At 70.4% G+C, this 26285-nt stretch carries 19 protein-coding genes; 8 read left to right on the top strand and 11 right to left on the bottom strand.

All coding sequences use genetic code 11. The features are described from left to right. Window positions 1-38: 38 nt before the first annotated feature. Window positions 39-902, bottom strand: a complete 864-nt coding sequence (locus ACIRD7_RS29740) for an intradiol ring-cleavage dioxygenase (RefSeq protein ID WP_403458441.1) — start codon at window positions 900-902, stop codon at window positions 39-41. 120 nt (window positions 903-1022) lie between these two features. Here ACIRD7_RS29740 and ACIRD7_RS29735 point away from each other — a divergent pair, with 120 nt between their 5' ends. Then, window positions 1023-1496 (top strand): SseB family protein, encoded by a 474-nt coding sequence (locus ACIRD7_RS29735; protein WP_403458438.1) that lies wholly within the window; start codon window positions 1023-1025, stop codon window positions 1494-1496. A gap of 88 nt (window positions 1497-1584) precedes the next feature. On the opposite strand, the gene ACIRD7_RS29730 is transcribed toward ACIRD7_RS29735, so the two are convergent. Next, window positions 1585-2331, bottom strand: a complete 747-nt coding sequence (locus tag ACIRD7_RS29730; RefSeq protein ID WP_403458436.1) for a TetR/AcrR family transcriptional regulator — start codon at window positions 2329-2331, stop codon at window positions 1585-1587. A gap of 144 nt (window positions 2332-2475) precedes the next feature. Here ACIRD7_RS29730 and ACIRD7_RS29725 point away from each other — a divergent pair, with 144 nt between their 5' ends. The 3 genes from ACIRD7_RS29725 (at window position 2476) to ACIRD7_RS29715 (ending at window position 6357) form a co-directional block, all read left to right on the top strand. Beyond that, window positions 2476-3975, top strand: coding sequence for an MFS transporter (locus ACIRD7_RS29725; protein ID WP_403458434.1), 1500 nt, complete (start codon window positions 2476-2478; stop codon window positions 3973-3975). Window positions 3976-4166: 191 nt separating this feature from the next. Next, on the top strand, window positions 4167-5138 hold the full coding sequence (locus ACIRD7_RS29720) for a pirin family protein (protein ID WP_403458431.1): 972 nt from the start codon (window positions 4167-4169) through the stop codon (window positions 5136-5138). A 124-nt stretch (window positions 5139-5262) separates the two neighbouring features. Continuing rightward, window positions 5263-6357: an AI-2E family transporter gene (locus ACIRD7_RS29715; RefSeq protein WP_403458429.1), complete on the top strand. Its 1095-nt coding sequence runs from the start codon at window positions 5263-5265 to the stop codon at window positions 6355-6357. Here the strand turns inward: ACIRD7_RS29715 and ACIRD7_RS29710 are convergent. After that, entirely contained in the window at window positions 6291-8459 is a 2169-nt protein-coding gene (locus tag ACIRD7_RS29710; protein WP_403458426.1) for a SpoIIE family protein phosphatase, read from the bottom strand. The genes ACIRD7_RS29715 and ACIRD7_RS29710 overlap by 67 nt on opposite strands. 215 nt (window positions 8460-8674) lie before the next feature. Between ACIRD7_RS29710 and aspS the strand changes: the two genes are divergently transcribed. Continuing rightward, window positions 8675-10438: an aspartate--tRNA ligase gene (gene aspS, locus ACIRD7_RS29705; RefSeq protein ID WP_403458424.1), complete on the top strand. Its 1764-nt coding sequence runs from the start codon at window positions 8675-8677 to the stop codon at window positions 10436-10438. 123 nt (window positions 10439-10561) lie between these two features. After that, window positions 10562-11467, top strand: coding sequence for an intradiol ring-cleavage dioxygenase (locus ACIRD7_RS29700; protein WP_403458421.1), 906 nt, complete (start codon window positions 10562-10564; stop codon window positions 11465-11467). Between the two features lie 87 nt (window positions 11468-11554). On the opposite strand, the gene ACIRD7_RS29695 is transcribed toward ACIRD7_RS29700, so the two are convergent. The 7 genes from ACIRD7_RS29695 to ACIRD7_RS29665 all read right to left on the bottom strand — a co-directional run bounded on the left by ACIRD7_RS29695 (window position 11555) and on the right by ACIRD7_RS29665 (window position 22050). Continuing rightward, entirely contained in the window at window positions 11555-14758 is a 3204-nt protein-coding gene (locus tag ACIRD7_RS29695; protein ID WP_403458418.1) for an FG-GAP-like repeat-containing protein, read from the bottom strand. Between the two features lie 131 nt (window positions 14759-14889). Next, window positions 14890-15576 (bottom strand): nucleotidyl transferase AbiEii/AbiGii toxin family protein, encoded by a 687-nt coding sequence (locus ACIRD7_RS29690; RefSeq protein ID WP_403458415.1) that lies wholly within the window; start codon window positions 15574-15576, stop codon window positions 14890-14892. A gap of 61 nt (window positions 15577-15637) precedes the next feature. After that, window positions 15638-16003 carry a PH domain-containing protein gene (locus ACIRD7_RS29685; RefSeq protein WP_030950219.1) on the bottom strand — a complete coding sequence of 122 codons (366 nt, stop codon included), beginning with the start codon at window positions 16001-16003 and terminating at the stop codon, window positions 15638-15640. Window positions 16004-16088: 85 nt separating this feature from the next. Next, the gene (locus tag ACIRD7_RS29680; protein ID WP_403458412.1) at window positions 16089-16565 is read right to left on the bottom strand and encodes a hypothetical protein; all 477 of its coding nucleotides are present in this window, start codon (window positions 16563-16565) and stop codon (window positions 16089-16091) included. Window positions 16566-16758: 193 nt separating this feature from the next. Then, entirely contained in the window at window positions 16759-18210 is a 1452-nt protein-coding gene (locus ACIRD7_RS29675) for an ATP-binding protein (RefSeq protein ID WP_403458409.1), read from the bottom strand. 159 nt (window positions 18211-18369) lie between these two features. Further along, window positions 18370-20085, bottom strand: coding sequence for a methionine--tRNA ligase (metG, locus tag ACIRD7_RS29670; protein WP_403458407.1), 1716 nt, complete (start codon window positions 20083-20085; stop codon window positions 18370-18372). Between the two features lie 156 nt (window positions 20086-20241). Continuing rightward, window positions 20242-22050, bottom strand: coding sequence for a VWA domain-containing protein (locus tag ACIRD7_RS29665; RefSeq protein ID WP_403458405.1), 1809 nt, complete (start codon window positions 22048-22050; stop codon window positions 20242-20244). 287 nt (window positions 22051-22337) lie between these two features. Here ACIRD7_RS29665 and ACIRD7_RS29660 point away from each other — a divergent pair, with 287 nt between their 5' ends. Continuing rightward, complete coding sequence (locus ACIRD7_RS29660; RefSeq protein ID WP_403458404.1) at window positions 22338-24416, top strand: PhoX family protein; 2079 nt, start codon at window positions 22338-22340, stop codon at window positions 24414-24416. Between the two features lie 29 nt (window positions 24417-24445). On the opposite strand, the gene ACIRD7_RS29655 is transcribed toward ACIRD7_RS29660, so the two are convergent. Next, window positions 24446-25390, bottom strand: a complete 945-nt coding sequence (locus ACIRD7_RS29655; protein WP_403458403.1) for a LysR substrate-binding domain-containing protein — start codon at window positions 25388-25390, stop codon at window positions 24446-24448. Window positions 25391-25562: 172 nt separating this feature from the next. On the opposite strand from ACIRD7_RS29655, the gene snpA reads away from it, so the two are divergent. Continuing rightward, window positions 25563-26222 carry a snapalysin gene (snpA, locus tag ACIRD7_RS29650; RefSeq protein ID WP_403458401.1) on the top strand — a complete coding sequence of 220 codons (660 nt, stop codon included), beginning with the start codon at window positions 25563-25565 and terminating at the stop codon, window positions 26220-26222. Window positions 26223-26285 lie beyond the last annotated feature (63 nt).

Genomic DNA, 26285 nt, shown 5'->3' with positions numbered 1-26285 from the left:
GTAATAAGACGCAACCCCGATCCGCAATCTGTGACAGGTCACACCGGAACCGTCAGTGTCGCCGTGTATCCCTCCCTCACGCCGCCCGTCACCGTCGCCAGCTGCTGGTCGTGCCCGTCGCTGAAGATGCCGTCGGTCTCCAGGGAGAGGCCGCTCAGATTGCGCACGCTCGCCTCGTAGCCGTCCGTGGCGTACACCGTGTCGCAGACGTCCTCGGGGAACGCCAGCTGTGAGGTGTTCGTGATCGCCGTCGCCGCGGTGGCGTCCGCGAGGCTGCCGTAGACCTCGAAGTGGATGTGCGGCCAGCGGCCCGCGTAGCAGCCGGGGAAGACGCTCCTGAAGGTGACCTGGCCCTCTTCGTCGGTCTCCTGGACACCGCGCAGGTAGTTCTCGTCGGTGACGCCCTCGGAGTACAGGGAGTAGTTGCCCTCCCGGTCGCAGTGCCAGAGGTAGACGGCGGCGCCCTTCTTCGGCGTCCCGCACCCGGAGGCGGCGTCCACGACCGTCAGCGTGAGGGTCAGCGGCACGCCCTCGGCGGTGCCGCCCGCCGAGTCGCCGAAGCTCCCGGTGATGTCGCTGCGGACGACTCCGCTCTCCTTGAGGACGTTCACGCCGTTCGAGCCGTCGCCGGGGAAGGGGCCGGCGGTCTCGTCGGGGATGGTCGCGCACTCGGCGGACGAGGAGGAGGACGCGGAACCGCCGGAGCCCCTGGACGAGGCGGCGGCCGACGTCTCGTCGTCCTCCGTGGTGCAGCCCACCAGCGGGATCAGGCTCGCCCCGGCCATCAGCCGGATCATGCGGCGACGGGCGAGGACCGGAAGGTCGTGGGAGAGCCCGCGATCGTGCTCGTGGACTTCTCCGGCGGCGTCTTCGGCGACTGCTTCGGCATGGTCTCGGCGCATGGAAAGACGCTAGGAGCGGCGGCGCCGGGAACCCAGGGGCACACGCTGTCAAGCTGCTGTCGGTTTGGCGGAGCCCCCGTACTGGTCCACAGCCGGGCCGCTCTCGGTACTCTTGCGCCCATGTACGGCTACGACCAGAACGTCGGTGCACAGCAGCAGTACGCCCCGCCGCAGCAGCCCATGGCCGGTGGCGTCGGTGGATACGGCCAGCAGCCGCCGCTCTACCCCGAGCCGTCCCCGCCCTCGCTCGCGGACGCGGTGCGGGCCTTCACCACGGGGCAGATGTCCGCCGAGGACTTCCAGCAGGTCTTCGCGACCTCGAAGGTCTACTGCCCGCGCGGTGACAACCCGGGCTTCCTCGCCCTGCACAACACCCAGCAGCCGGTGATCCCGATGTTCACCTCGCTGAAGGAGCTGCGCAGGTACGCGGGCAAGGAGTCCAAGTACTTCGTCATCACCGGCGCCGAGGTGATCGACCTGCTGCCGACCGGCTACGGCTTCGTCGTCGACATGGAGGGCGAGCACCGCATGGTCTTCGACGCGAAGGCCGTGGAGCAGATGGTCGAGTTCGCCATGCGCAGGATGTACGGATAGCGCTTCGCGGGGGTGCCGCGCCAGGTCGTGTGGCGTCTGCGGGGCCGTTGTGGCTGGTCGCGCAGTTCCCCGCGCCCCTGAGGGGTGCTCAGGATCCCGGCGTTTTGAGGCGCAGGGCCAGGCCGTCGAGGACGATGTCCAGGGCGGCCGCGAACTTTGTGTCCCGCATGGCCGCCGGGTCCGTGGTGGCGATTTCCTCCGTCTGGGCGTAGCCCTTGGCCAGGTGTTCGTGGTCCGCCACCGCCTGCTGGGCCGCAGGCATCAGCCGTGCGATGAAGTCGGCCTCGGTCTCCCCGGAGCGGGCGACCGTGATGAGCCAGGCGCCCTCGGTGGTGCTCATCCCGATGACGTACGACAGGACGGCGTCGATCGCCCCGTTGGGGTCCGGGAACCCGGCAGTCGTGAACAGGGCGGCCAAGCGCTCCGAGTACGACATGAGGTTGGGGCCGAGATAGGCGAGGCCGGCCTGGCCGAGGACCGAGGACAGCCACGGATGCCGTAGTGCCGTCGTGCGGAAGGAGTGTGCGGCCTGCGCCACGGCCGCCCGCCAGTCCGGGCTGTCCGCGGGCGGTACGTGGATCTCGGCGGCGACCTCGTCGACGGCCAGCTCCATCAGCTCGTCCTTGGTCGCCACGTGCCGGTACAGGGAGGCCGCGCCGGCGTTCAGCCTGGTGGCGAGCTTGCGCATGCTCAGCGCCTCGACGCCCTCCGCGTCCAGCATGACGATCGCCTCGCGCACGATCGCGGCCCGGCTGAGCGCGGGCTGGTCGCTCTCGCGCTGGGGGCGGGCCCAGACGGAGGGGATGGGGCTCTGCTTCGTCGACTTCGCGGCCATCGGGGCTCCTTCAGTGAGGCCGAACGCTCCCTGCGTACATCGTTCGCATCCAGCGTACAAGAATCGATTGTTGCGAACGCTGTTCCGTTGTGCGTACAGTGTTCGCAACGAAGGAACGGTGTTCACGTACCGGAGGGGAACGTCATGGACGTCAAGGGAACGCGTGATCCACGCCGCTGGTGGATCCTGATCGTGCTGTGCCTGAGCACGCTGGTGCTGGTCGTCGACAGCATGGCGCTGACCGTCGCGGTGCCCGTCATGACCGGGGAGATCGGGGCGAGCGCCCAGGAGACCCAGTGGATCCTGGACTCCTACATCCTGGTCTTCGCCGGTCTGCTGCTCACCTCCGGCAGCCTCGGTGACCGGTTCGGGCGCCGGAAGGTGATGCTGATCGGGCTGCTGCTCTTCGGGGCGGCCTCACTGGCCGCGACCTGGTGCACAACCCCCGGTGAGGTGATCGCCGTACGTGTCGCGATGGGGGTCGGCGGAGCGCTGATCATGCCGTCCACCCTGTCCATCCTCATCACCGTCTTCGACGAGGACGAGCGCGGCAAGGCGATGGCCGCCTGGAGCTCGGTGTCGATGCTCGGCCTGGTCGGCAGCCCGGTGCTCGGCGGGGTCCTGATCGAGCACTTCTCCTGGCAGTCGATCTTCTTCGTCAACGTGCCGATCGCGGCCCTCGCGATCGTCGCCGGTCTGACGCTGATGCCGGAGTCCAGGGCGCCCTGGCAGAAGGCCGACCCGCTGGGCGCGGTGCTGTCGGCGACCGGCATGACGGCCCTGGTCTGGTGGATCATCGAGCTCCCGCAGCACGGGGTGTGGACCGCCGCCCTGCCTGTGGCTCTCGTCTCGCTGGCCGGCTTCGTCGTCTGGGAGAACGTCACCAAGTCCCCGATGGTCCCGCTGGTCCTCTTCAAGCACCGCAACTTCAGCGGCGGTTCGCTCTCCCTGGCCCTGGTGCAGATCGGCAACGGAGGTCTGCTGCTGGTCCTCACCCAGTACCTGCAGTTCGTGCTCGGCTACTCGCCGATCAAGGCCGGCCTCGCCTTCCTGCCGCTGGCGATCACCGCTCTCGTCGGCAACGGCGTGGGGGTCAAGCTCGCCGCGAAGTACGGCAACCGGTGGGTGATCCTCGGCGGAATGCTGGTGATGGTGGCCTGCTTCGCCCTGCTGACCACGGTCTCGGCGGACTCCGGCTTCACGGTCCCGGCGGTGGCGCTCGGTCTCCTCGGCCTCGGCGCCGGCCTCGCGATGCCGGCCGCGGTGGGCGCGCTGATGGGCACGATCCCCGAGGACAAGGCGGGCGTCGGCTCGGCCCTGAACGACACCGTCCAGCAGGCCGGCACCGCCCTCGGCATCGCGATCCTCGGCTCGCTGCTGTCGAGCGGGTTCGCCGACCGGATGCCCGAGGGGGCCCCGGCGGAGGCGAGGCACTCGATCGCCGGTGCGGTCGCAGGCGGCGACGCCGGTCTGATCGCCGCGGCCCGCGAGGCCTTCACCGCCTCGATGTCGACCACCTTCACGGTCAGCGCGATCGGTGTCCTGGCCGCGGCGGTGCTGGCGGCGCTGGTCATGCGGGACGGCCGGCGAGAGCCGGAGGAGACGGTCCACACCCCCGCGGAACAGCACGAACTGACCGTCTGACCCCAGCGCCGCGGCTCTTGCTGACACACTGAGCCGCCGCCGGAGCACCGGATCCTCGCGACGAAGGCCGACGCCCATCCAGGGTGTCGGCCTTCGGCTGTGCCCGGAGGGAATGCCTTCCGGGCTTTTCCCGTTAGGGGTGGCAAGAAGTTCAATGCTCAACTAAACTGGACGCACAAGGAGGTACCGACATGCCTGCAGTGACCGTCGAGAACCCGCTGACGCTGCCCCGCGTCGCCGCACCCGCGGAGGCCGTGGCCCGTCCCGTGCTCGCCGTCACGACCGCGCCGAGCGGTTTCGAGGGTGAGGGCTTCCCGGTGCGCCGCGCGTTCGCCGGGATCAACTACCGTCACCTGGACCCGTTCATCATGATGGACCAGATGGGAGAGGTGGAGTACGCGCCGGGTGAGCCCAAGGGCACTCCCTGGCACCCGCACCGCGGCTTCGAAACCGTCACCTACATCATCGACGGGGTCTTCGACCACCAGGACTCCAACGGCGGCGGTGGCACCATCACCAACGGCGACACCCAGTGGATGACGGCCGGCTCCGGTCTGCTGCACATCGAGGCCCCGCCGGAGTCGCTGGTCATGTCCGGCGGTCTCTTCCACGGGCTCCAGCTGTGGGTGAACCTCCCGGCCAAGGACAAGATGATGGCGCCGCGCTACCAGGACATCCGCGGCGGCAGCGTCCAGCTGCTCACCACCCCCGACGGCGGCGCGCTGCTGCGTGTCATCGCCGGTGAGCTGGACGGCCACCAGGGCCCCGGCATCACCCACACCCCGATCACGATGATCCACGCGACCCTCGCGCCGGGCGCGGAGATCACCCTGCCGTGGCGCGAGGACTTCAACGGCCTCGCGTACGTCCTCGCGGGCCGCGGCAGCGTGGGCGCCGAGCGCCGTCCCGTCCACAAGGGCCAGACGGCGGTCTTCGGGGACGGCGGTTCCCTGACCGTCCGCGCCGACGAGAAGCAGGACTCGAACACGCCGGACCTGGAGGTCGTCCTCCTCGGCGGGCAGCCGATCCGTGAGCCGATGGCCCACTACGGCCCGTTCGTCATGAACACCAAGGACGAACTCATGCAGGCCTTCGAGGACTTCCAGAAGGGCCGCCTCGGGACGATCCCGGCGGTGCACGGAATGTCGGAGGGCGGGCTGTAACCCACCCGGTCACGAGGCCCGGAGCGGCACGCACGTCGTGCGGCTCCGGGCCTCGCGCCGTCCCGTCACCCACCCGGTCCGCCCGCGCACGACAGCCCCGCCCCGCGCGTGATCCGCTGGAAGCGTGCAGGCCCCCACCCCGCTGCTCCCCGACCCTGTCCGGCGGCTCGCCGCCTGGTGTGTGGTCGTGCTGCTCGTCGCCGGGGTGGTCTACGTCGGGATCCGGCTGGCCGTGGAGTTCCGTACGGCCGTCGTGCCCGTGCTGCTCGCGCTGCTGGGGACGGCCTTGCTGGGGCCGCTGCACCGGCGGCTGGTGAAGGCCAGGGTCAACCGGTCCGTCGCCGCCGCGCTCACCTGCGTGGCCGTGGTGGCCGTCGTCGGCGGGGCCGTCTACATCGTCGTCGCCGCGATCGTGGACAGCGGCGACGAGATCGTCGCCTCGCTCAAGCAGGCGGGCGAGGACCTCACCGACCACTTCGGGGCCGCCGGGACCTCGCTGGACGACGTCGCCTCCAACTCCAGGGAACTGCTCAGCAAGTTCGGCGGCACGGCGGCCTCCGGGGTGATCAGCGGGGTCAGTGTCGTGGGCGAGACGATCGCCATCGCCGTACTGGCGCTGCTGCTCGTCTTCTTCTTCCTGCGGGACTCCGACCGGGCCGCGGCCACCCTCAGATCCCTCGTTCCGGGCAGCGGCGGGGACGTCGTGGAGGCCATGGCCCGGCGGGCGTACCAGGGAGTGGAGGGGTTCATGCGGGGGACCACCCTCATCGCCCTCATCGACGCGGTGTGCATCACCGTCGGCCTGCTGATTCTCGACGTCCCCGGCGCGGTCGGGCTCGGCGCCCTCGTCTTCGTGGGGGCCTACATCCCCTATCTCGGCGCCTTCATCTCCGGAGCCGTCGCCGTGCTGGTCGCGCTCGCCGACCGCGGGTTCCTCATCGCGCTGTGGGTGCTCGGAGTGGTGCTCGCCGTGCAGGTGCTGGAGGGCCATGTGCTGCAGCCCGCGATCCAGAGCCGGACCGTGCAGATGCACCCGGCCGTCGTCATGGTGGCGATCACCGCGGGTGCCTCGGTCGCCGGCATCCTCGGCATGCTGCTCTCCGTACCGCTCGTCGCCGCCGCCTTCGGCGTCCTCCACGAGACGCGGGAGCGCTACGGGAGTCCGGCGAGCCCCGGCACGGCCGCGCCCCCGGAGACCTCGGCGCCCTCGGACTCGTAGAGCTCGAACCAGATGCTCTTGCCCTCGCCGCGCGGGTCGACGCCCCACGCCTGGGCCAACAGCTCGATCAGCATCAGGCCCCGCCCGGACGACGCCAGCTCCCCCGGGCTGCGCCTGTGCGGCAGGTCGTCGCTGTTGTCCGTCACCTCGACGCGCAGCCGGCGGGCGCCCGGCCCGCCCCGCACCTCCGCGAGCAGCAGGGCGTCGGCGTCGGTGTGGACGAGGACGTTCGTCAGCAGCTCGGACAGCAGCAGCACGGCCGAGTCGACCTGGTCCGCGGAGGCCCAGTCGTGCAGCATCTCGCGCAGTTGCTGGCGGGCCGCCGCGACCCGCTCCGGCTCGGCCTGCGCGACCGACAGCACCGTGCGCCGGACCGTCGGCCGCAGGGCCGTCGTGTCCCCGCAGCCGCAGCCGTCCTCCTCACGCCACAGCAGCAGGACCGCTATGTCGTCCTCGCGCCGGTCGGCAAGGGGGCCGGTGGTGTGGTGGGAGGACGGGCCGTGGACGGCCTGGACGAGGGCGTCGGCGAGCGCCTCCAGGTCGCCGTCGTGCTCCTCCAGGATCGTGCGGATCCGCTTCCAGCCGGTCTCCAGGTCGTGGCCGCCGGTCTCGATCAGGCCGTCCGTGCAGATCAGCATGGTCTCGCCGGGCTCCAGGGTGATCCTGGTCGTCGGGTAGTCCGCGTCCGGGTCGATGCCGAGCGGCAGGCCGCCGGCCGTCGGGCGGGCGAGCACCGTGCCGTCGATCATGCGGATCGCCGGGTCGGGATGGCCGGCGCGGGCGATGTCCAGCAGGCCGGTCGTGGGGTCGACCTCGACATACAGGCAGGTCGCGAAGCGCAGATCGGACGGATCCTCGTCGAGGGCGCCGAACGTCATCCCGTGCAGGAAGCGGGACGCGCGGGACAGGACGGCGTCGGGGCGGTGGCCCTCGGAGGCGTAGGCGCGCAGCGCGATCCGCAGCTGGCCCATCAGGCCCGCCGCCCGGACGTCATGGCCCTGGACGTCACCGATGACCAGGGCGAAGCGGCCGTTGGGCAGCGGGATCATGTCGTACCAGTCGCCGCCGACCTGGAGTCCGCCGCCGGTGGGCACATAGCGGGCGGCGACGCTCATGCCCGGTATCTCGGGGCCGAGCTGGGGCAGCATCGAGCGCTGGAGGCCGTCCGTGAGCTCCCGCGCGGTCTCGGCGGCCTCGGCCCGGGTCAGGGCCTGGGCGAGCATCCGGGCGACCGTCGTCAGCACGGACCGCTCGTCGGGGGTGAACGCGACCGGATAGGTGAACGCCGCCATCCAGGCGCCCATCGTGCGGCCGGCGACGGTCAGCGGCAGGAACGCCCAGGACTGGCGGTTGAAATGCGCGGCGAGCGGCCAGGTGAGCGGGTAGCGCTCCTTGTACCGCTCGGGTGAGGACAGATAGACGGCACGGCCGGTGCGCACGACCTCGGCGGCCGGGTAGTCCGTGTCCAGGGCCATCTGTGTGAAGGGGTTCTCGTCGCCGGGCTGATGGCCGTGGTGGCCGATGATCGTCAGGCGATCGCCCGTGACCCCGAAGACCGCGAGCCCGTCCGGGGAGAAGCCCGGCATCGACAGCCCGGCCGCGACCCGCAGCACCTCCGCCGTGGACCGCGCCTCGGCCAGCGCCCGGCCCGCGTCCAGCAGGAACGCCTCGCGTGAGCGCCGCCAGTCGCCGGTGACCGCGGAGCGCCCCGCCCGGGTGCCCGGTGCCGGCTCGGTGACCTCCTGAAGGGACCCCGTCACCTCGTACGACCGCTTCTCCCGGTCGAAGGAGGCCTGAAAGCGGCTGCGGCCGACCCGGACGACCCGGCCCCGGTCGTCCATGATCCGCACCCGCACCTCCCCGAGCGTGCCCTCGGCCACGGCGAGCTGGATCACTCCGCTGATCTCGTTCCAGTCGACCGGGTGCAGCCGGGCCCGCACCTGGGCCTGACTGAGGGTGGCCCGCTCGGCGGGCAGCCCGAGCAGCCGTGCCGCCTCCGCGTCGACCGAGACCAGTCCCGTGGCGGTGTTCCAGTGCCACAGTCCGGTCGCGAGGGCGGCCAGGACCTCCCCCACGGCGGGCAGGGGCTCACCAGTGCGCATTGCCCCACTTTAAGAACAGGTGATCGCGGACTGCCACCGAAGCTGTACGGGGCATCTGTCCACAGGGGCCCGCGGGCAAGGCGAAATGGTGGGGAGGCGATCTTGGGGTGCCCGGTAGGCTTGGGGGAGTTTCACGTGAAACACGGCACCCGCATCACGTGAGCCCCCGACTCAGGGGAACAAGCCCCCGATCCGCGAAGGCTGGATGAACGACGATGCATCGGTACAGGTCCCACACCTGCGGCGAGCTCCGCTCCTCTGACGTCGGCACCGACGTCCGACTGAGTGGCTGGCTGCACAATCGGCGCGACCTGGGCGGCATCCTCTTCATCGATCTGCGCGACCACTACGGCATCACGCAGCTTGTCGCCCGCCCCGGCACCCCCGCCTACGAGGCCCTGGACAAGCTGTCCAAGGAGTCCACGGTCCGGATCGACGGCAAGGTCGTCTCCCGCGGCGCCGAGAACATCAACTCCGAGCTGCCCACCGGCGAGGTCGAGGTCGAGGTCGGCGAGGTCGAGCTGCTCGGCGCGGCCGCCCCGCTGCCGTTCACGATCAACACCGAGGACGGGGTCAACGAGGAGCGGCGCCTGGAGTACCGCTTCCTGGACCTGCGCCGCGAGCGCATGCACCGCAACATCCTGCTGCGTACGGCGGTCATCTCGGCGATCCGCCACAAGATGACGGCGCTGGGCTTCAACGAGATGGCGACGCCGATCCTGTCCGCGACCTCCCCCGAGGGCGCCCGTGACTTCGTCGTCCCCTCGCGTCTGCACCCGGGCAAGTTCTACGCCCTGCCGCAGGCGCCGCAGCAGTTCAAGCAGCTGCTGATGATCTCCGGCTTCGACCGCTACTTCCAGATCGCGCCCTGCTTCCGCGACGAGGACGCGCGTGCCGACCGCTCGCCGGGCGAGTTCTACCAGCTCGACGTCGAGATGAGCTTCGTCGAGCAGGAGGACGTCTTCCAGCCCGTCGAGAAGCTGATGACCGAGCTCTTCGAGGAGTTCGGCGGCGGCCGCCACGTCACCTCGCCGTTCCCGCGGATCCCGTTCCGCGAGGCGATGCTGAAGTACGGCTCCGACAAGCCGGACCTGCGCGCCCAGCTGGAGCTCGTCGACATCACCGACATCTTCGAGGGCTCGGAGTTCAAGGCGTTCGCCGGCAAGCACGTGCGCGCGCTGCCGGTGCCGGACGTCTCCGCGCAGCCCCGTAAGTTCTTCGACCAGCTCGGTGACTTCGCGGTCTCGCAGGGCGCCAAGGGCCTGGCCTGGGTCCGGGTGGCCGAGGACGGCTCGCTGTCCGGCCCGATCGCGAAGTTCCTCACCGAGGAGAACGTCGCCGAGCTGACCAAGCGCCTGTCGCTGGCCGCCGGTCACGCCGTGTTCTTCGGCGCGGGCGAGTTCGACGAGGTCTCCAAGATCATGGGCGCGGTCCGCGTCGAGGCCGCCAAGCGCGCCGGGCACTTCGAGGAGGGCGTGTTCCGGTTCTGCTGGATCGTCGACTTCCCGATGTACGAGAAGGACGAGGAGACCGGCGCGATCGACTTCTCGCACAACCCGTTCTCCATGCCGCAGGGCGGTCTTGAGGCCCTGGAGACCCAGGACCCGCTGGACATCCTGGGCTGGCAGTACGACATCGTCTGCAACGGCGTCGAGCTGTCCTCCGGCGCGATCCGGAACCACGAGCCGGAGATCATGCTGAAGGCCTTCGAGATCGCGGGCTACGACCGCGAGACCGTCGAGGACAAGTTCGCCGGCATGCTGCGCGCGTTCCGCTTCGGCGCCCCGCCGCACGGTGGCATCGCCCCCGGTGTCGACCGCATCGTCATGCTGCTGGCCGACGAGCCGAACATCCGCGAGACCATCGCCTTCCCGCTCAACGGCAACGCCCAGGACCTGATGATGGGCGCGCCGACGGAGCTGGAGGAGGCGCGGCTGAAGGAGCTGCACCTGTCGGTGCGCAAGCCGCAGCCGAAGTAGGCGGCTGAGCAAGCCTGAGCAAAGGGCCCGGAACCGTGATCGGTTCCGGGCCCTTTCAGGTTCCACAGGTACACACAGCCCGCGCCCATGCCTCCTACAGAGCTCTTACCTAGCGTCCTGGCCATGACGGGAAACCACACGGCCCAAGGGCCGCAACACAAAAGGGATCTGACGCGCCGTAAGGTCGTCGCCGCCGGAGCGGGCGCGGTCGCGGCGGTGGGCGTGGGCGGCACGCTGGCGGCCGGCGCGTTCGCCGACGAGCAGAGCGCGAGCGCCGCGGAGACCGCGTCCGAGAGCTGCTACAAGCTCACCTCGGAGACGACCGAGGGGCCCTACTACATCGACGCGGACAAGCTTCGCGAGGACGTGACCGAGGACCAGGAGGGCATCCCCCTCACCCTCCGGCTCAAGGTGATCGACGCCGAGACGTGCCGGCCCCTCAGGAACGCCGCGGTCGACATCTGGCACTGCAACGCGCTGGGCGTGTACTCGGGATACGAGGCCATGGGCAGCGGCGGTGGCGGCGGAGGCGGCACCCCGCCCTCCGGTGAGCCGACGGGCGAGCCCCCGTCCGGGCAGCCCTCGGGCGAGCCCGGTGGCGGAGGCGGCGTGCACGAGGAGCCGACCGACGACGAGCGCTACCTGCGCGGCATCTCGAAGACGGACCGCAACGGCCTGGTGGAGTTCAGGACCCTCTTCCCCGGCTGGTACCAGGGCCGCTGCGTGCACGTCCACACCAAGGTGCATGTGAACGGCACCTGGACCGACGCCGGGTACGAGGGCGGCAACACCTGCCACACGGGCCAGTTCTTCTTCGACGAGGAGAGCGTGCTGGCCTCCGCCGAGGTGGCGCCGTACTCCACCAACACCACCACCCGCACCACGCTCGACGAGGACACCATCTACCCGGACAACGGGACCGAGGGCGGCCTGCTGAAGCTCAAGTACAACAAGAGGGACATCGCGAAGGGCGTCCTCGCCACGATCACGGTGGGAGTCGATCCGGAGGCCACCCACACCGGCACCTGACCGGCGTCGGATCACCCACAGCAGCCCGTTGCCGCTGCGCCCGGGGACATCGGTCTCCGGGCGCCTTCAGCTGGGTCGATCGCTCGGCTACGAAAGGGACTTGTAGCCGCTCCATCCGCTCGCGATCTGCGTCCGCGAGCCGAACGACCCCTTGCCGTCACCGCTGTTGCGCCACGCGTTGCCGCTGGTGTCGCGGGAGACGAGGTCCGGGCGGCCGTCGTCGGTGATGTCGCCGACGCCGACGACGGCGTTGTAGCTGCCGCCCCAGTTGGTGAACACCTTCACGCGGGCGGCGAAGGTGCCGTCGCCCTTGCCGTCGTAGCGCCAGAGGGTGTTCGCCGTGTCCTGGGCGAGAAGGTCGGGCCTGCCGTCGCCGGTGATGTCGCCGACGCCGACGATCTTCTTGTAGCCCTTCCAGCTGTCGTAGAGCTTCACCCGGGAGGCGAGCTTGCCGTCGCTGGTGCCCTTGTAGAGGTAGACCGTGCCGGTCGACGCCTGGCGGGCGATCAGGTCGGGGCGGCCGTCGCCGCTGACGTCGCCGGGCGAGGTGAGCGCGTTGTACTGCGTCCAGCCGCTGCTCGCCAGCGTGGTGTACGACGTCGACGGCTTGACCGCCGCGCCGCAGCCCGGCTTGTACAGCCGCAGGGCGCCGCTGCTGTAGCGCACGAGCACGTCGTTGCAGCGGTCGCCGCTCAGGTCGCCGAAGGGGACGGCCGTGACGGTGGTGGGCCAGCCGGTGCCGGTGTACTTGTCGCCGAACTTGCCGGTGCCGGTGCCGGAGTGGAAGGTCAGGCCTCCGGAGGAGTTCAGGGTGAGCAGGTCGCCGCGGCCGTCGGGCCCGTCGGGGCTGACGAAGTCGTGGCGGACCGCCGAGCCCCGCTCCAGGTAGCCCTCGCCGGACGTCACCGTGACCGGTGTCGTGGTGCCGAGGCCGGTCGCCTTCAGCGTCCACGTGAACGCGCCCGTGGGGAAGTACGCCCCGCTCGACGTCTTGCCGTTCCAGGACGCCGAGACCATGGCCGAGGCGGCGCCGCCGGTGATCGTGCGGGTGGCCTTGCCGTTCGCGCCGCTCTGGACCGAGGCGACGGTCAGGGACCAGGAGGTGACCGGGCGGGACAGCAGCCACTCGCCGGTCCAGGGCACCGAGATGCCCGCGTAGGTGGTGGCGTCCGTGCGGAAGGCCGTCACCGCGGACGGGGTGATGCCGGTGGTGGCGACGTGCGTCTGCTCGAGCTTGTCGAACCAGGCGACCAGGCCCGTGTACTCGTCGACCGTCCACCGGAAGCGGCGGTCCACGGCGAGCCCGGAGTCGGGCAGACCCGAGGCGACCACGCGCGTGGTGCCGGTGGCCGCGTCCGTCAGGACGAGCCGGTCGGCCTCGTGGTCGTGGCGGACGGTGAAGCCGTCGCCGAGGAGTACGTCACCCGGGGTGACCGGCTGGGACGTCCTGGCCTTGGTGTCGTAGACGCCCGCCGAGGCGGTCCCGCACGTCCAGTACACCCAGCGGCCGGCCGCCTGCAGCTCGCTCGGCACACAGCCGAGGTCCGGGACGTCCACCGTGGCGAGGGTCTTCCTGGTGACCAGGTCGTACGAGGTCAGCCTGCCGGCGGTCGTCGTCGGGCTCCAGAGGGTGGAGCCGTTGAGCGCGGCGGCACGGACGGACCGCTTCAGGATCTGGCTGTACCCGAACTCGCCGACGTACTGCGTGGGCGTCGAGCCGCCCGAGTTGTAGACCGCGAAGTTGTCGGAGACGTCGACGATCGCGCCGCCGGTGGTGCCGTAGGACAGCGTGTGGTTGGACCACCCGTCGTGGATGGAGACCAGCTGGTCCTCGTTCTCCAGACCGGTGCCACCCTCGTCGCTGTTGTAGAAGGTGTTGAGGTAGACGTCCTCGGGCTCGCCGGTGTTGTTGCCCCACAGGACGGAGCAGGCGGTGTCCGGGTACGGGCACGTGGGGGAGACCGGGTCGCCCTCGGTGGCGGCGGACGCGGTCAGTGCGGTGCCGCCGTTCGTGGTGAGCGTGCGCACGGACGTGGTGTCGCTGTTGGCGTTCCTGGGATTGTGCTCGGCGACGCGCAGGCTGCCTCGGCTGAGCGCGAGCCCCGTCTTCTTGTTCTCGAACGGCGCGATCTTGACCAGCTTCTTCACCTGCGGGACGCCGTCGGCGCCGAGGCTCACGCGCTGCACCCACCAGTCGGAGGCGGTGGTGCCGCCGGTGACCAGGGCACCGCCGTCGGGCGTGGCCAGCGGGGCGCCGTACGTGGCGGTGAGCAGGGTCTTCGTGGTGCCGTCGGTCAGGGAGACGGCCTTGACCCCGAAGGCGCTGGTGAAGACGGCCCAGCCCCCGACGAGGACGGGCACGGGCTTGGGCATGACGTTGCTCGCCGCGCCCGCCACCGGGACCGTCTCCTCGGCCCCGAGGTCGGCGCGCGGCTTGAGGTGCAGACCTGCGGCCTCCGTGTACCAGCCGACGCGGTCGTCGCTGAGGACCGGCTCCGGCAGTTCCTCGAGGCCGGTGAAGACCGGCGTGAACCGCGCGGTGGCGAAGTCGAGGTAGCCGACGGTGTAGGACTGGAGCTCGCCGTACTCGTTGTCGACGGGGTAGGTCAGCAGGGCACCGTTCTCGTCGCCGGTGCGCGCGTTGTTCCACTCCCAGAAGGTGTCGGCCGGATAGCCGGTGACGACGCGGTCGCGCTGCTGTCCGTCGACGAGGTCGACGAGGTGCAGGACATGGCCGTCCAGCTGCTCGCCGTCGACGACGCCGTCGAACTCGACGGTGACGGTCGTCTCGCCGTACGTTCCCACGCGGTCGGCCGACTGGCGCAGGTCCACGGTCCGCAGCGGACTGCCGTCCGGGCGCCACAGGTACACCGGGTCGCCGTAGGTGCGGTGCGGCAGCGCGACGGTGTCGGCGCCCTGCCCGAACACGCCCGTGGCGCAGCGGGTCTGGATGTCGTAGCAGCTGGTGGTGGTCGGCGTGTAGAGCCCGGACGTGCCCTCGACGCCTACGGTGGAGCCGTCGTCGTAGTCCGTCCAGAGCAGGCCGGTGACTCCCGACTGCCGGTGCAGGAAGCCGGTGTCGCCGGCGGCGAGCAGCCGGTCGGTGCGGCGGGTCTCGCTGTTCGGGTCGTCCAGGACGATCTCGGTGGTCCCGGCCGCCGCGGTCGTGGCCGCCTGCGCGCCGGTGTCCTCCGTGCTGGAGAACAGGGTGATCGATCCGGCCGCCACCGCCACGGCCAGTGTGGAGACGAGCGTGGTACGGCGTGCTCGTCTCGGGGCGTGTCTGCCCACGTGAGTTTCCCTCCCCTGCGAGGGCCCCTGCCCTCGCACAAGTGGGCGGATGCTAGCAGTGGGTTGGGTGGCGGCATCGCGCGACCCGGTGCGGGACCTCGCCGACGGCGATGCGCGACCGGGGGGCCGCGTCACTCGTCGGCGTCCGCCGGTGGCCTGAGCGCCTCCTCCTCCAGCAGCCGCTCCGCGATGTCGTCCGCCCACGCCCGGACCCACCGGCGCAGGTCCGGCACGGACTCCTCGTCCAGGCCCTGGGCGGTGAAGTCCCGGTCGTCCAGCAGTTCCGTCGCCTCCAGTCGGGACTGGAGGTCGGCCGGGTCGAACTCGTCCCAGGCGTGGCGGCGGCCCTGTTCCTCCAGGTCGGGGAAGCTCCAGTGGGCCGCGGCGGCGTAGACGTCGGTGAGGTCGCGGGCGGTGCCGCGGTCGGTCAGGGCACGGACCTTGGTGCCGATGAGGTCTTCGAGGGAGAGGGCCGGGCCCAGGTCGGTCGCCACCGGCGGGTGCCAGAGGGTCTCCTTCAGGAGGTCGACCGGCAGTTCCTCCGCACCCTCCACACCGGTGACCAGGAGGCGGGCGGAGAGCGGGTCGGTCTCCATGGGGCGTACCCGCCAGCCGAGTCCGGTCAGGCCCCGCAGGATCGCTGCGGCGACGCGGTCCATCGGCTCGGGGGTCTCGGTCGCCAGTTCCAGCGGCCCTGTCACGAACCGCTCCGGTGTCAGGCCGTGCGCCCGGACCGCGTACCCGCCGGCCAGGACGAGCGGGTAGGAGGCGCCGATCGTGAGGACGTCGGTCAGCAGGTGGCGGCGGAGCGGGATCATCGTGGGCCGATTATGGCGGCCCCGCCGGGTCGGCTGACCACGGCGGGGCCGGATGTGCGGGCTACTTCGCCACGAACTGCGTAAGGATCGCCTGCACCTCGTAGATGTCGACGCCCTTGGTGAACGTCTTCTCGATCGGCGTCGGCGTCCCCGAGACCCAGATCTTCAGCTCGGCGTCGAGGTCGAAGGTGCCGGCGGTCTCGACGGCGAAGTGCGTGATGCTGCGGTACGGGATGGAGTGGTACTCCACCTTCTTGCCGGTGATGCCCTGCTTGTCGACCAGGATGAGGCGGCGGTCGGTGAACAGGATGGTGTCGCGTATCAGCAGGTAGGCGGCGTGCACCTGCTCACCGTGGCCCAGCAGACGGGCGAAGTCCTGCTGCGCCTGTCCCGAGTCGATGGTGTGCGCGTTACCGAAGAGCGCCATGAATGGATCCCCCCACTTGATGGCTCTACATGATCTTCGCAATGTATAGCGCCCCGGAGGGGTCCAGGCATAGAGGCGTAAACGATCAGGTGTCGTACGAACCGTCCCAGGGTGCGCCGAAGCCCAGATTGTCGGGATACAGCTCGGCCCACCCCTCCTCCTCGTCCTCGCCGGTCACCAGGCCGAACAGCACGCCGTCGACGGTGAGCTGGAACGGACGTATCGCGATGTCCGTGTACGTGCGCCGGGGCAGGCTGCGCAGCAGCGTCGCCAGGTGGGCGCGGGCGCGGGCGAGGGGCGCCTCGGGACCGTGCGGAGCGCGCTGCTGCTCGGCCCAGGTGCCGGCACACCAGATCTCCGAGTCGCGGTACCTGCCCTCGGGATCGAAGGTGTGCAGGACCGCGTAGAGGCGTTTGTGCTCTTCCCAGCCGGTGTCGAGTTCGAAGCCCTTGGGGAAGGCGTAGGTGACCGACCCCATGAACTGCCCGTCCTCGTAAAAGCCGATCGCCTCGGTACGGCCGTGCGGCTCGTACGCGACCGGAATGACCTCAGGGACTGCCATGGCGGAAACCATACGGTCGTGCGGGGGGACATGGTGGCGGTGGGGTGCGATCGATGCCAACCAGTTGGGCAACATCCCCGTGATGTCCCCGACTTGGGCACCGATCGGTCAAGAAATCCACGGCAACCTTTCAGATCTTCGCGTCCGCACCCATTGGACAGGACCAGAGTGCGGTGGGGCGATCTGCGCTGTCTCACGATTCCCAGGCGGAGACCACCTCCTGGGGTCCCCACACCAGGCCGACCGCGTCGGCGGACACCGCCGACGTCGTACCGGACAGGGATACGACGGCCAGGCCGGCCGTGTCGGAGTGGAAGCCGGGGATCTCCGTCGCGCCTTGCGCGAGCGTGGTCAGATCGTGCTGGTCGAAGGGCGTGGCCAGCCATTTCACGGACCCCGCGAAGAAGATCGTCCCGGCCACGGGGGCGCGGTCGGATCCGACGAGGTCGATCTCCGGTGCGAACCGGCGGTTCCACCAGCCACCTACGACGTCGGTGTCCGGCCATGGGAAGTCACCTGAAGCGGCGGCGAGTTCCAGCGCCTGGCGGATCAGGGGTTCGACGGCCCGGCCCCGCCAAGCCGTCCAGCGCCGCTCGACCACTCGGTACGCGGCCTCGGGGCGACCGCGCCGGGACAGCTCCTGCGCGGAGCGCATGGCTGCCAGATAGAGGCGCAGGTTGCTGTCCGCCACGCGGTAGAGAGCTGGTTTGCCGGGCCGGGTCGACAGGGGGGCGTCCGAGGCGAGGACCCGCTTCTCGTCGGTGAGACGGCGCAGCAGGGGGGACAGGATCCCGGACGGCAGGGCTCCGCTCTGGCTGCCGGCCGTCGCCGCGATGTTGGCGTGCGTGCGGTCACCGCTGCCCACGGCCTCCAGGACTCGGCGTGCCTGGTCCGGTGCCGGGAACTCGGCCAGCAGCGCGGCTTCCGGAACACCGAACAGCGGCGAGGCGGGGTCGGCGCACTCGGACTCGATGAAGTCGAGCGCTGGGGTGCCGTGCGGCCAGGCCCGCAGAATTCCCGGCAGGCCGCCGGAGACGAGGTGCGCGTCGATGGCGTCCGGTGCCGCCAGACCCAGTGCGTTCCCCGTCTCCGCCGGATTGAGGGGGCCGAGGACGAGGCTGTCGGCGCGCCCGTAGAACGGCCGGTCGTACGCCGTGAACCGTTCCATCATGTGGAGGTCGCTGCCGAGTAGGAGCAGCAGTACGGGCCGACCGGACAGCAGCCGGTCCCAGGCGGTCTGCAGTGCGCCGTCGAACACGGGGTCCTGTTCGGCGAGCCAGGGCAGTTCGTCGAGTACGACGATGCTGGGAGTGTCGGGCAGCAGCGCGGCGAGGGCACGGAAGGCGTCGGGCCAGTTGGCGGGGGCTGTCCTGGGTACGAGCTCCGGGTCGGTCGGGAGCGAGGACTCGCGTAGTTCCGCCATGAAGTCGGCGATGCCCTCCACGGGCGAGGCGCCTTTGGTCGCGGTGAAGAAGACGTACGGCCGCCCCGCACGGTCACAGAACTCCTGCACGAGCCGCGACTTCCCGACCTGCCGTCGTCCTCTCATGGCGACCGCGACGCCGGCGCCGTCGGCGGTGACGCGATCCAGGCGCTTGTGAAGGAGCGCCAGCTCGGTTCGGCGGCCTACGAAGGAGGCGGGCATGGGGCTCTCCCTGTGGGTTGTGCAGGGCTCTCATCTCTATGTATGTAGATTGATTCTACATAGATTCAATCTACGGCATCTTCTGGCCTGGCCTGGCCGGGTCACAAGAGAAAGGCCCGGAACCATGTCGGTTCCGGGCCCGGGAAGTGGGGGCGGGGGCTACGCCGGCTCGCCGCCGAAGCGCTCCTTGTAGGCCTCCAGGTCTTCCTCCGTGAGCTTGGCGAAGAGGACCGGGGGGACGGTGAAGGGGGTGCCGACGGGGACCGACGTGAGGGACCTGGCCTCCTCGGGGGTCACCCAGGTCGCCGTGTCGTCGGGCAGGGCGAAGGCCTGGCGCATGGCCGCCGAGGAGGACGGGATGAAGGGCTCCGAGACCACCGCGTAGAGGTGGATCAGGTTCATCGCCGTGCGCAGGGTGAGGGCCGCGCCGTCCTTGTCGGTCTTGATCTCCAGCCAGGGGGCCTTCTCCTCCAGGTAGGAGTTGCCGGCCGACCACAGGGCGCGCAGGGCGGCGGCCGCCTTGCGGAACTGGAGCGCCTCCATCTGCGACTCGTACTCGCCGAGGAGTTCGGCGATCTGCTCGCCGAGCCTCGCCTCCGCCGCACCGGGCTCGCCGCCCGCCGGGACCTCCTCGCCGAAGCGCTTCTTGGAGAAGGACAGGACGCGGTTGACGAAGTTGCCGAGGGTGTCGGCCAGGTCCTTGTTCACCGTGGCCGTGAAGTGCTCCCAGGTGAAGGACGAGTCGTCCGACTCGGGGGCGTTGGCGATCAGGAAGTAGCGCCAGTAGTCGGCGGGCAGGATCTCCAGGGCGTGGTCGGTGAAGACACCGCGCTTCTGGGACGTGGAGAACTTTCCGCCGTAGTACGTCAGCCAGTTGAAGGCCTTGACGAAGTCGACCTTCTTCCAGGGCTCGCGGATGCCGAGCTCGGTGGCCGGGAACATCACCGTGTGGAACGGGACGTTGTCCTTCGCCATGAACTGGGTGTAGCGGACGGTGTCGTCCACGTCGTACCACCACGACTTCCAGTCGCGGGTCGACGGGTCGATGTCCGACCACTCCTTCGTCGCGCCCAGGTACTCGATCGGGGCGTCGAACCAGACGTAGAAGACCTTGCCCTCGGCCGCCAGCTCCGGCCAGGTGTCCGCCGGGACGGGGACGCCCCAGTCCAGGTCACGGGTGATCGCGCGGTCGTGCAGGCCCTCGGTCAGCCACTTGTGGGCGATGGAGGAGGCCAGGTGCGGCCAGACGCCGTCGTGACGGGCGACCCACTCCATGACCTCGCGCTGCAGCTTGGACTGGAGGAGGAAGAGGTGCTTGGTCTCGCGGACCTCCAGGTCCGTGGAGCCGGAGATCGCCGAGCGCGGGTTGATCAGGTCGGTGGGGTCCAGGACGCGGGTGCAGTTCTCGCACTGGTCGCCGCGGGCCTTGTCGTAGCCGCAGTGGGGGCAGGTGCCCTCGACGTAGCGGTCCGGGAGGAAGCGGCCGTCGGCCGGGCTGTAGACCTGGCGGATGGCGCGCTCTTCGATGAAGCCGTTCTCGTGCAGCTTGCGGGCGAAGTGCTGGGTGATCTCGACGTTCTGCGGGGAGGAACTCCGGCCGAAGTAGTCGAAGGCCAGCGCGAAGCCGTCGTAGACCGCCTTCTGGGCGTCGTGCGCCTGCGCGCAGAAGTCCGCGACCGGGATGCCCTGCTCCTTCGCGGCGAGCTCGGCGGGGGTGCCGTGCTCGTCGGTGGCGCAGATGTAGAGGACGTCGTGGCCGCGCTGGCGGAGGTACCGGGAGTACACGTCCGCCGGGAGCATGGACCCCACCATGTTGCCCAGGTGCTTGATTCCGTTGATGTACGGAAGGGCGCTGGTGATGAGGTGTCGAGCCATCGCGGGCTGCTCCCAGGTCGTTACGTGGGGTGACGGGCGCCGGGTTTTGAGGCGTCTGTCGTCGTTTTTCGAACCTTGAAATCGTAGCCGACATGGGTGGGCCGCCCGCTTCTCGTTTTACGGGGTGAGAAGCGGGCGGCCGGGTTTTGCTCGGGGTTACGGGCGCCAGGTCGCCAGGATGCCCTCGTAGACCTGGGTGTCGGTCAGCTCCAGGGGGGTCGCGCCGGCCAGGAAGTGGGCGGTGTTGTCCGTCTTGAGCTTGCGGAGGTAGTCGAAGGCCTTCTGCTCGGGGTCGCCGAAGGCGACGAAGGAGAAGAACACGGAGGGGTGGTTCTTCGCGGCCTCGGTGAGGGCGTGGGTGGCGGGGGTCTTGGCGTCGGGGGCGCCGTCGGTCTGGAAGACGACGAGGGCGGGGGTGTCGGGGGCGGTCTTGGTGTGGTGGGTGACCACCTCGTCCACCGCTACGTGGTAGCTGGTACGGCCCATGCGGCCGAGGCCGGCGTGCAGCTCGTCGATCTTGTTCTCGTGGTCGGTGAGGGTGAGTTCGCCGGTGCCGTCGAGTTCGGTGGAGAAGAAGACGACGTGGACGGTGGGGGCGGACGTCTCGGGGTCGAGGTGGGCGGCGAGGGCGAGGGTCTGCTCGGCGAGGGCCTGGGCGGAGCCGTCCTTGTAGTACGGGCGCATGGAGGCGGAGCGGTCCAGGACGAGGTAGACCTTGGCGTGGGTGCCGGTGAGGTCGTTGGCCTGCAGCACGGATTCTGCGGCCTTGTAGGCGGTGAGGAGGCCTGGGGGGAGGGTGGTCGGGGCGGAGGTGGTCGGGGTCGGGGTAGGGGGCGCAGTCTTGGCCTCGGCTTCGCCTTCGGCCTTGGTGTTCCCACCCGCACCACCCGTGACGCTTTCGTCGTCGGCTGCGAGTGGCCCCTGTGGGGCGTCCACGCCGTCGGCGACTGCGGCAGCCACCGGCTCGGCGGCTGCGGCGGGCTCCGGCTCCTCGGAAGCCGCGGGCTCCTCGACGACGGGCTCGGGCTCCGGCGTCGGCTCCTCGATCACTGCCGCGGGAGCGGGCTCGTCGACAGCAGGGGTGTCCGCGATGGGCTCCTCGGCCGCCGGGGCCTCAGCGGCCGGCTCCTCGGCAGCAGGCGTCTCCGCCGCAGGCGCTTCCTCAGCCGCAGGCTCTTCGGCGACGGGGGTCTCGTCGGCGGGTTCTTCGGTCGCGGGCTGGTCAGCGACCTGCTCTTCCACGGCCGGGGTCTCCGTAACCGGCTCCTCGGCCGCCGGGGTCTCCGCCACCGGCTCCGCCGCAGCCGATTCCTCAGCCACCGGCTCTTCGGTGGCGGGAGCCTCTGCAACGGGCTCCTCGGTCGCGGGCTGGTCAGCGATCTGCTCTTCGACGGCCGGGGTCTCGGCGACCGGCTCCTCGGTAGCGGGCGTCTCCGCAACCGGCTCCTCGGCGACCTCTTCGGCAGCGGGCGTCTCCGCGACCGGCGCCTCGGCGACCTGCTCTTCACCAGCGGGCGTCTCCGCAACCGGCTCCTCGGCAACCGCCTCGGCAGCAGGCGTCTCCGCAACCGCCTCAGCGGCAACCGGCGCCTCGACAGCCGCCTCCTCGGCCACCGCCTCGACAGCCGCCTCCTCGGCAACCGCCCCCTCAGAACCGGGCGCCTCCGCGCCCCCCTCCGCGCCCTCCGAATCCACCGGCCGAGCCGGCTTCGGGACCGTGACGTTGTCGAAGGCCGCCGAGACCAGTTCGTGCTCGTCGTCCGTGGTCTCGTCGGGGGCCGCGACGCGGGGTTCCGGTACCTGGGCCGTGGCCGTGGCCGCGGGCTGGGGTTCCGGGGACGGGGAGGGGACGGCCGGCTGAGGGGCCGGCTCCGGCGAAGGAGTCGTCGTCGCACCCTCCGCCTCAGCGGTCCGCCCCTTGCGTGACCGGCCGAACGCGTTCCGCAGGAGAGTGAGAATGCCCATGTGCGCAACCCTTCGAGTGAGTTGATGCCCGTAGATCCCTGGCCAGGACGGACACGTAAGGTTAGCGGCCCCGGGTGGCGATCTTGGGGAGGGGTGAACACAGGGGTTCCTCGTCCGTCAAGGGCCCGGCCGGCCACCCGGCGGGTCGATCGGAGGCGACGCGGCAACTGCCGTACATCTACCTCTGGTTCACCCTTCGTTCATTCAAACGCCCCGCTCCCGCACAAACGTGCCCCTACCGTCCCCCACGCTGCATTCAAGGGGAAGCAAGGGGAGTACCAAGAGCCATGCGTATTCAGTTGCCGATCGTCAGCGTCAATGACTCGCATCATGGTGGCAGAGCGGCCCTTACCTGCCGTTTCCGGTGTGGAGACGCCTGTTTCCACGAGGTGCCCAACACCACCACCAACCCGTACGTCGGTGATGTCATCGCCGACGCCCTCAGCCGCCGTACCGTGATGCGCGCCGCCGCCGTCGTCACCGCGGCGTCCGCCGTGGGTGCCTCCGCGACCGTGGCCGCCCCGAAGGCGAGCGCCGCCGAGGACGCCACCGCCACCGCGGCCACCAGCACCCGCCACGCCTCCCACGGCGCGCGCGGCCTGCGCTTCAGCCCCGTCGCGCCGAACACGGCCGACACCGTGACCATCCCGGACGGCTACGCGCAGAACATCGTCATCCGCTGGGGCGAGCCCATCCTGCGCGGGGCGCCCGCCTTCGACGCGGAGAACCAGACCGCCGAGGCGCAGTCGAAGCAGTTCGGCTACAACAACGACTTCCTCGCGCTGCTCCCGGTCCCGGGCGAGCAGGGCCGGCAGATTCTCGTCGCGAACCACGAGTACACCGACGAGGTGCTCATGTTCCGCGGGTACGACGCCGCCAACCCGACCAAGCAGCAGGTCGAGGTCGCCTGGGCGGCCCACGGGCTCTCCGCCGTCGTCGTCGAGGGGGACCGGCGGACCGGGCAGCTCACGCCCGTCACCCGGCACCCGCTCAACCGGCGCGTGACCGCCACCAGCGAGTTCAAGGTCACCGGCCCGGCGGCCGGCTCCGACCTGCTGAAGACCTCCGCCGACCCGACCGGCACCAAGGTCCTCGGCACGCTCAACAACTGCTCCGGCGGCGTCACCCCGTGGGGCACCACGCTGCACGGCGAGGAGAACTTCAACCAGTACTTCGCCAACGGCACCCGTGCCACCGACAAGCGGTACGGGATCGGGGCCGCCGCGACCGAGCGCAAGTGGGAGCGGTTCGACAAGCGGTTCGACGTGGCGCAGGAGCCGAACGAGCCGCACCGCTTCGGGTACGTCGTCGAGCTCGACCCGTACGACCCCACCTCCAAGCCGCGCAAGCACACCGCGCTCGGCCGCTTCAAGCACGAGGGCGCGACCGTGCGGCTCACCGACGACGGGCGTCCCGTCGTTTACTCCGGTGACGACGAGCGCTTCGACTACTTCTACAAGTTCGTCGGCACCAAGCGGATGAAGAAGGGCAGCTCGCGCGCCGTGCGGGAGCACAACCTCTCGCTGCTCGACGAGGGCACGCTCTACGTCGCCAAGCTCACCGGTGACTCCCCGGCCATCGAGATCGACGGCACGGGCAAGCTTCCGGCCGACGGCGAGTTCGACGGCAGCGGCGAGTGGATCCCGCTGGCCACGGCGACCGCGAAGGGTGCCGTCTCGCACGTCGAGGGCATGAGCGCCGAGGAGGTGTTCGTCTTCACGCGCCTGGCCGGTGACAAGGTCGGCGCCACCAAGATGGACCGGCCCGAGGACATCGAGCCCAACCCGCGCACCGGCAAGGTGTACGTCGCCCTCACCAACAACTCCAACCGCGGTGTCGGTACGAACGCCAAGGCGGACGAGGCCAACCCGCGCAACGCCAACAAGCACGGCCAGATCCTGGAGCTGACCGAGCGCTGGAACTGCGCCGACAGCAAGAAGTTCGCCTGGTCGCTGTTCCTGGTCGCGGGCGACCCGAACGACCCGGCCACCTACTTCGCCGGCTTCCCGAAGGGCGACGTCTCCCCGATCTCCTGCCCGGACAACGTCGCCTTCGACTCGCACGGCAACCTGTGGATCTCCACAGACGGCAACCAGCTCGGCTCGCACGACGGCCTCTTCGGCGTCGCCACGCGCGGTGACAAGCGCGGTGAGCTCAAGCAGTTCCTGACGGTGCCGAAGGGCGCGGAGACCTGCGGTCCGCTCATCCAGGACCGTCGCGTGCTCGTCGCCGTGCAGCACCCGGGCGAGATCGACGGCGCCACGGCCGAGAAGCCGCTGAGCGCCTGGCCCGACGGTGCCGGCAAGATCAACCGCCCGGCCGTCGTGGCGGTCTGGCGCAAGGACGGCTGCGACATCGGCGTCTGAGCCGGTGCCCTTATGGGAGTCCGGTGCCCTTACGGGAGTGCTGGGACCGGCGGCTGCCGCTCGCCGTCGTGTTCCAGCCACTCCCGGTACGCCGGCGCCTGACGCGCCGCCTCCCAGTACGCCTCCTCCAGTGCGGGATAGACCCCGTCGAGGTCCGTCTCCGTACGGGCCGCGAGGAGGAGGCGTACCCCGAGCGGGTCGCCCTGCAGACGCCGTACCGCCATCGTGGGGCTGTCGGCGTGGGTGGGCTGGCAGACGGCGACCACCTCGCCGGTGGCCACCAGCGCGTCGGCCGTGTAGTAGTCGCCGTGCAGGACATGGGGGTTGACGCCCGCCGCGCGGAACATCCGCTGCACGGCGTCCCACTCGCCGTCCACCGTCGGGTCGACCATCCAGCGGTCCTCGGCCAGGTCGCGCAGGTGGACCTCGGACTTCGCGGTGGCCGGATGGTCGGTCGGCAGCGACACGAACTGCGGCTCGCGGTCCATCAACACGCGTAGGCGCAACTCCGGCGGGATGCGCAGCGGGCTGCCCTCCACCTCGTGCACGAAGGCGACGTCCAGCTGTCCGTCGGCGACCATGCGCAGCAGGGCGTTCGGGGAGACGTTCATGTGCAGCGTCGGGTCCTGGCCCCGGCCGCGCAGCCGGCGCAGCCAGCCCGCCAGCGCCTTGCTCGCCGTCGAGCCGACCCGCAGTTCCGGACCGCCCGCGGCGGCGGCCCGCGCCTCCGCGACCAGGGCACGCATATCGGCCACCAGCGGGCGGGCCCGGCTGAGCACCAGACGGCCCAGCGGGGTGGGGCGGCAGCCGGTCCGGGCCCGCAGGAACAGCGCGCCGCCCAGCTCCTGCTCGATCCGCCGCAGCTGGGTGCTGAGCGACGGCTGGGCAACCCCCAGTTGGCGCGCGGCCCGGTGCAGACTGCCGGTGTCGGCTATCGCGCACAGCGCGCGGAGGTGTCTCACCTCGAGCTCCATGCCCTGGGAGACTAAAGCGGAAGCACAGGTTTCACCAGCCGCACAAACCCCCTCCGATGCACGCCAATTGGGGCCCCGATAGGGCAGGGCTATCACCGATTGCCATCATCACAGCGGCCACACGGGCGCCGACACTCGCCTTGACGACTCACCCCCCACCTAGGAGTCATCGATGCGCATGTCCTTTTCCCTGTCCGCCCGTTCGGCAGTGGCAGTCGGTCTCGGTGTCGCGGCCCTCGGCCTCGGCTCGGTCGCTCCGGCGGCGGCCGCCCCGGTCTCCGACCAGGCCGGCTTCGTCGCCAAGTCCTCCGACTCCGACGCCAGTCGCGCCTTCTTCCAGGCCGTGCTGAAGTCGGTCGCCGAGAAGCGCGCCGAGAACCCGAACGCCGCGGCCGTCACCGTCACCTACGACGCCTCCGGGGCGCCCACGTTCAGCGCGCAGATAGCCCGCAGCACCCAGATCTGGAACAGCTCGGTGTCCAACGTCCAGCTCCAGCAGGGCTCGAACGCCGACTTCACCTACCGCGAGGGCAACGACTCGCGCGGCTCGTACGCCTCGACCGACGGTCACGGCAACGGCTACATCTTCCTCGACTACCAGCAGAACCAGGAGTACGACTCCACTCGCGTCACCGCGCACGAGACGGGGCACGTCCTGGGGCTGCCGGACCACTACGAGGGGCCGTGCAGTGAACTGATGTCGGGCGGCGGTCCCGGTACGTCCTGCACCAACGCCGTCCCGGACGCCAACGAGAAGGCCCGTGTCCAGCAGCTGTGGGCCAACGGGTTCGCCGCCGCGATGGACAAGGCCCTGGAGAAGGCCGGCCGGTAGGCCCGCTCAGTCCCACCCCCCACATGGCGCGGTCGCCCTCCTGCACGGGGCGGCCGCGCCGGC

It is taken from the genome of Streptomyces sp. NPDC093568, from assembly GCF_044764945.1.
Lineage (GTDB): Bacteria > Actinomycetota > Actinomycetes > Streptomycetales > Streptomycetaceae > Streptomyces.
The sequence above is the reverse complement of the archived record's forward strand: the minus strand, read 5'-3'. Positions and strand labels throughout refer to the sequence as shown.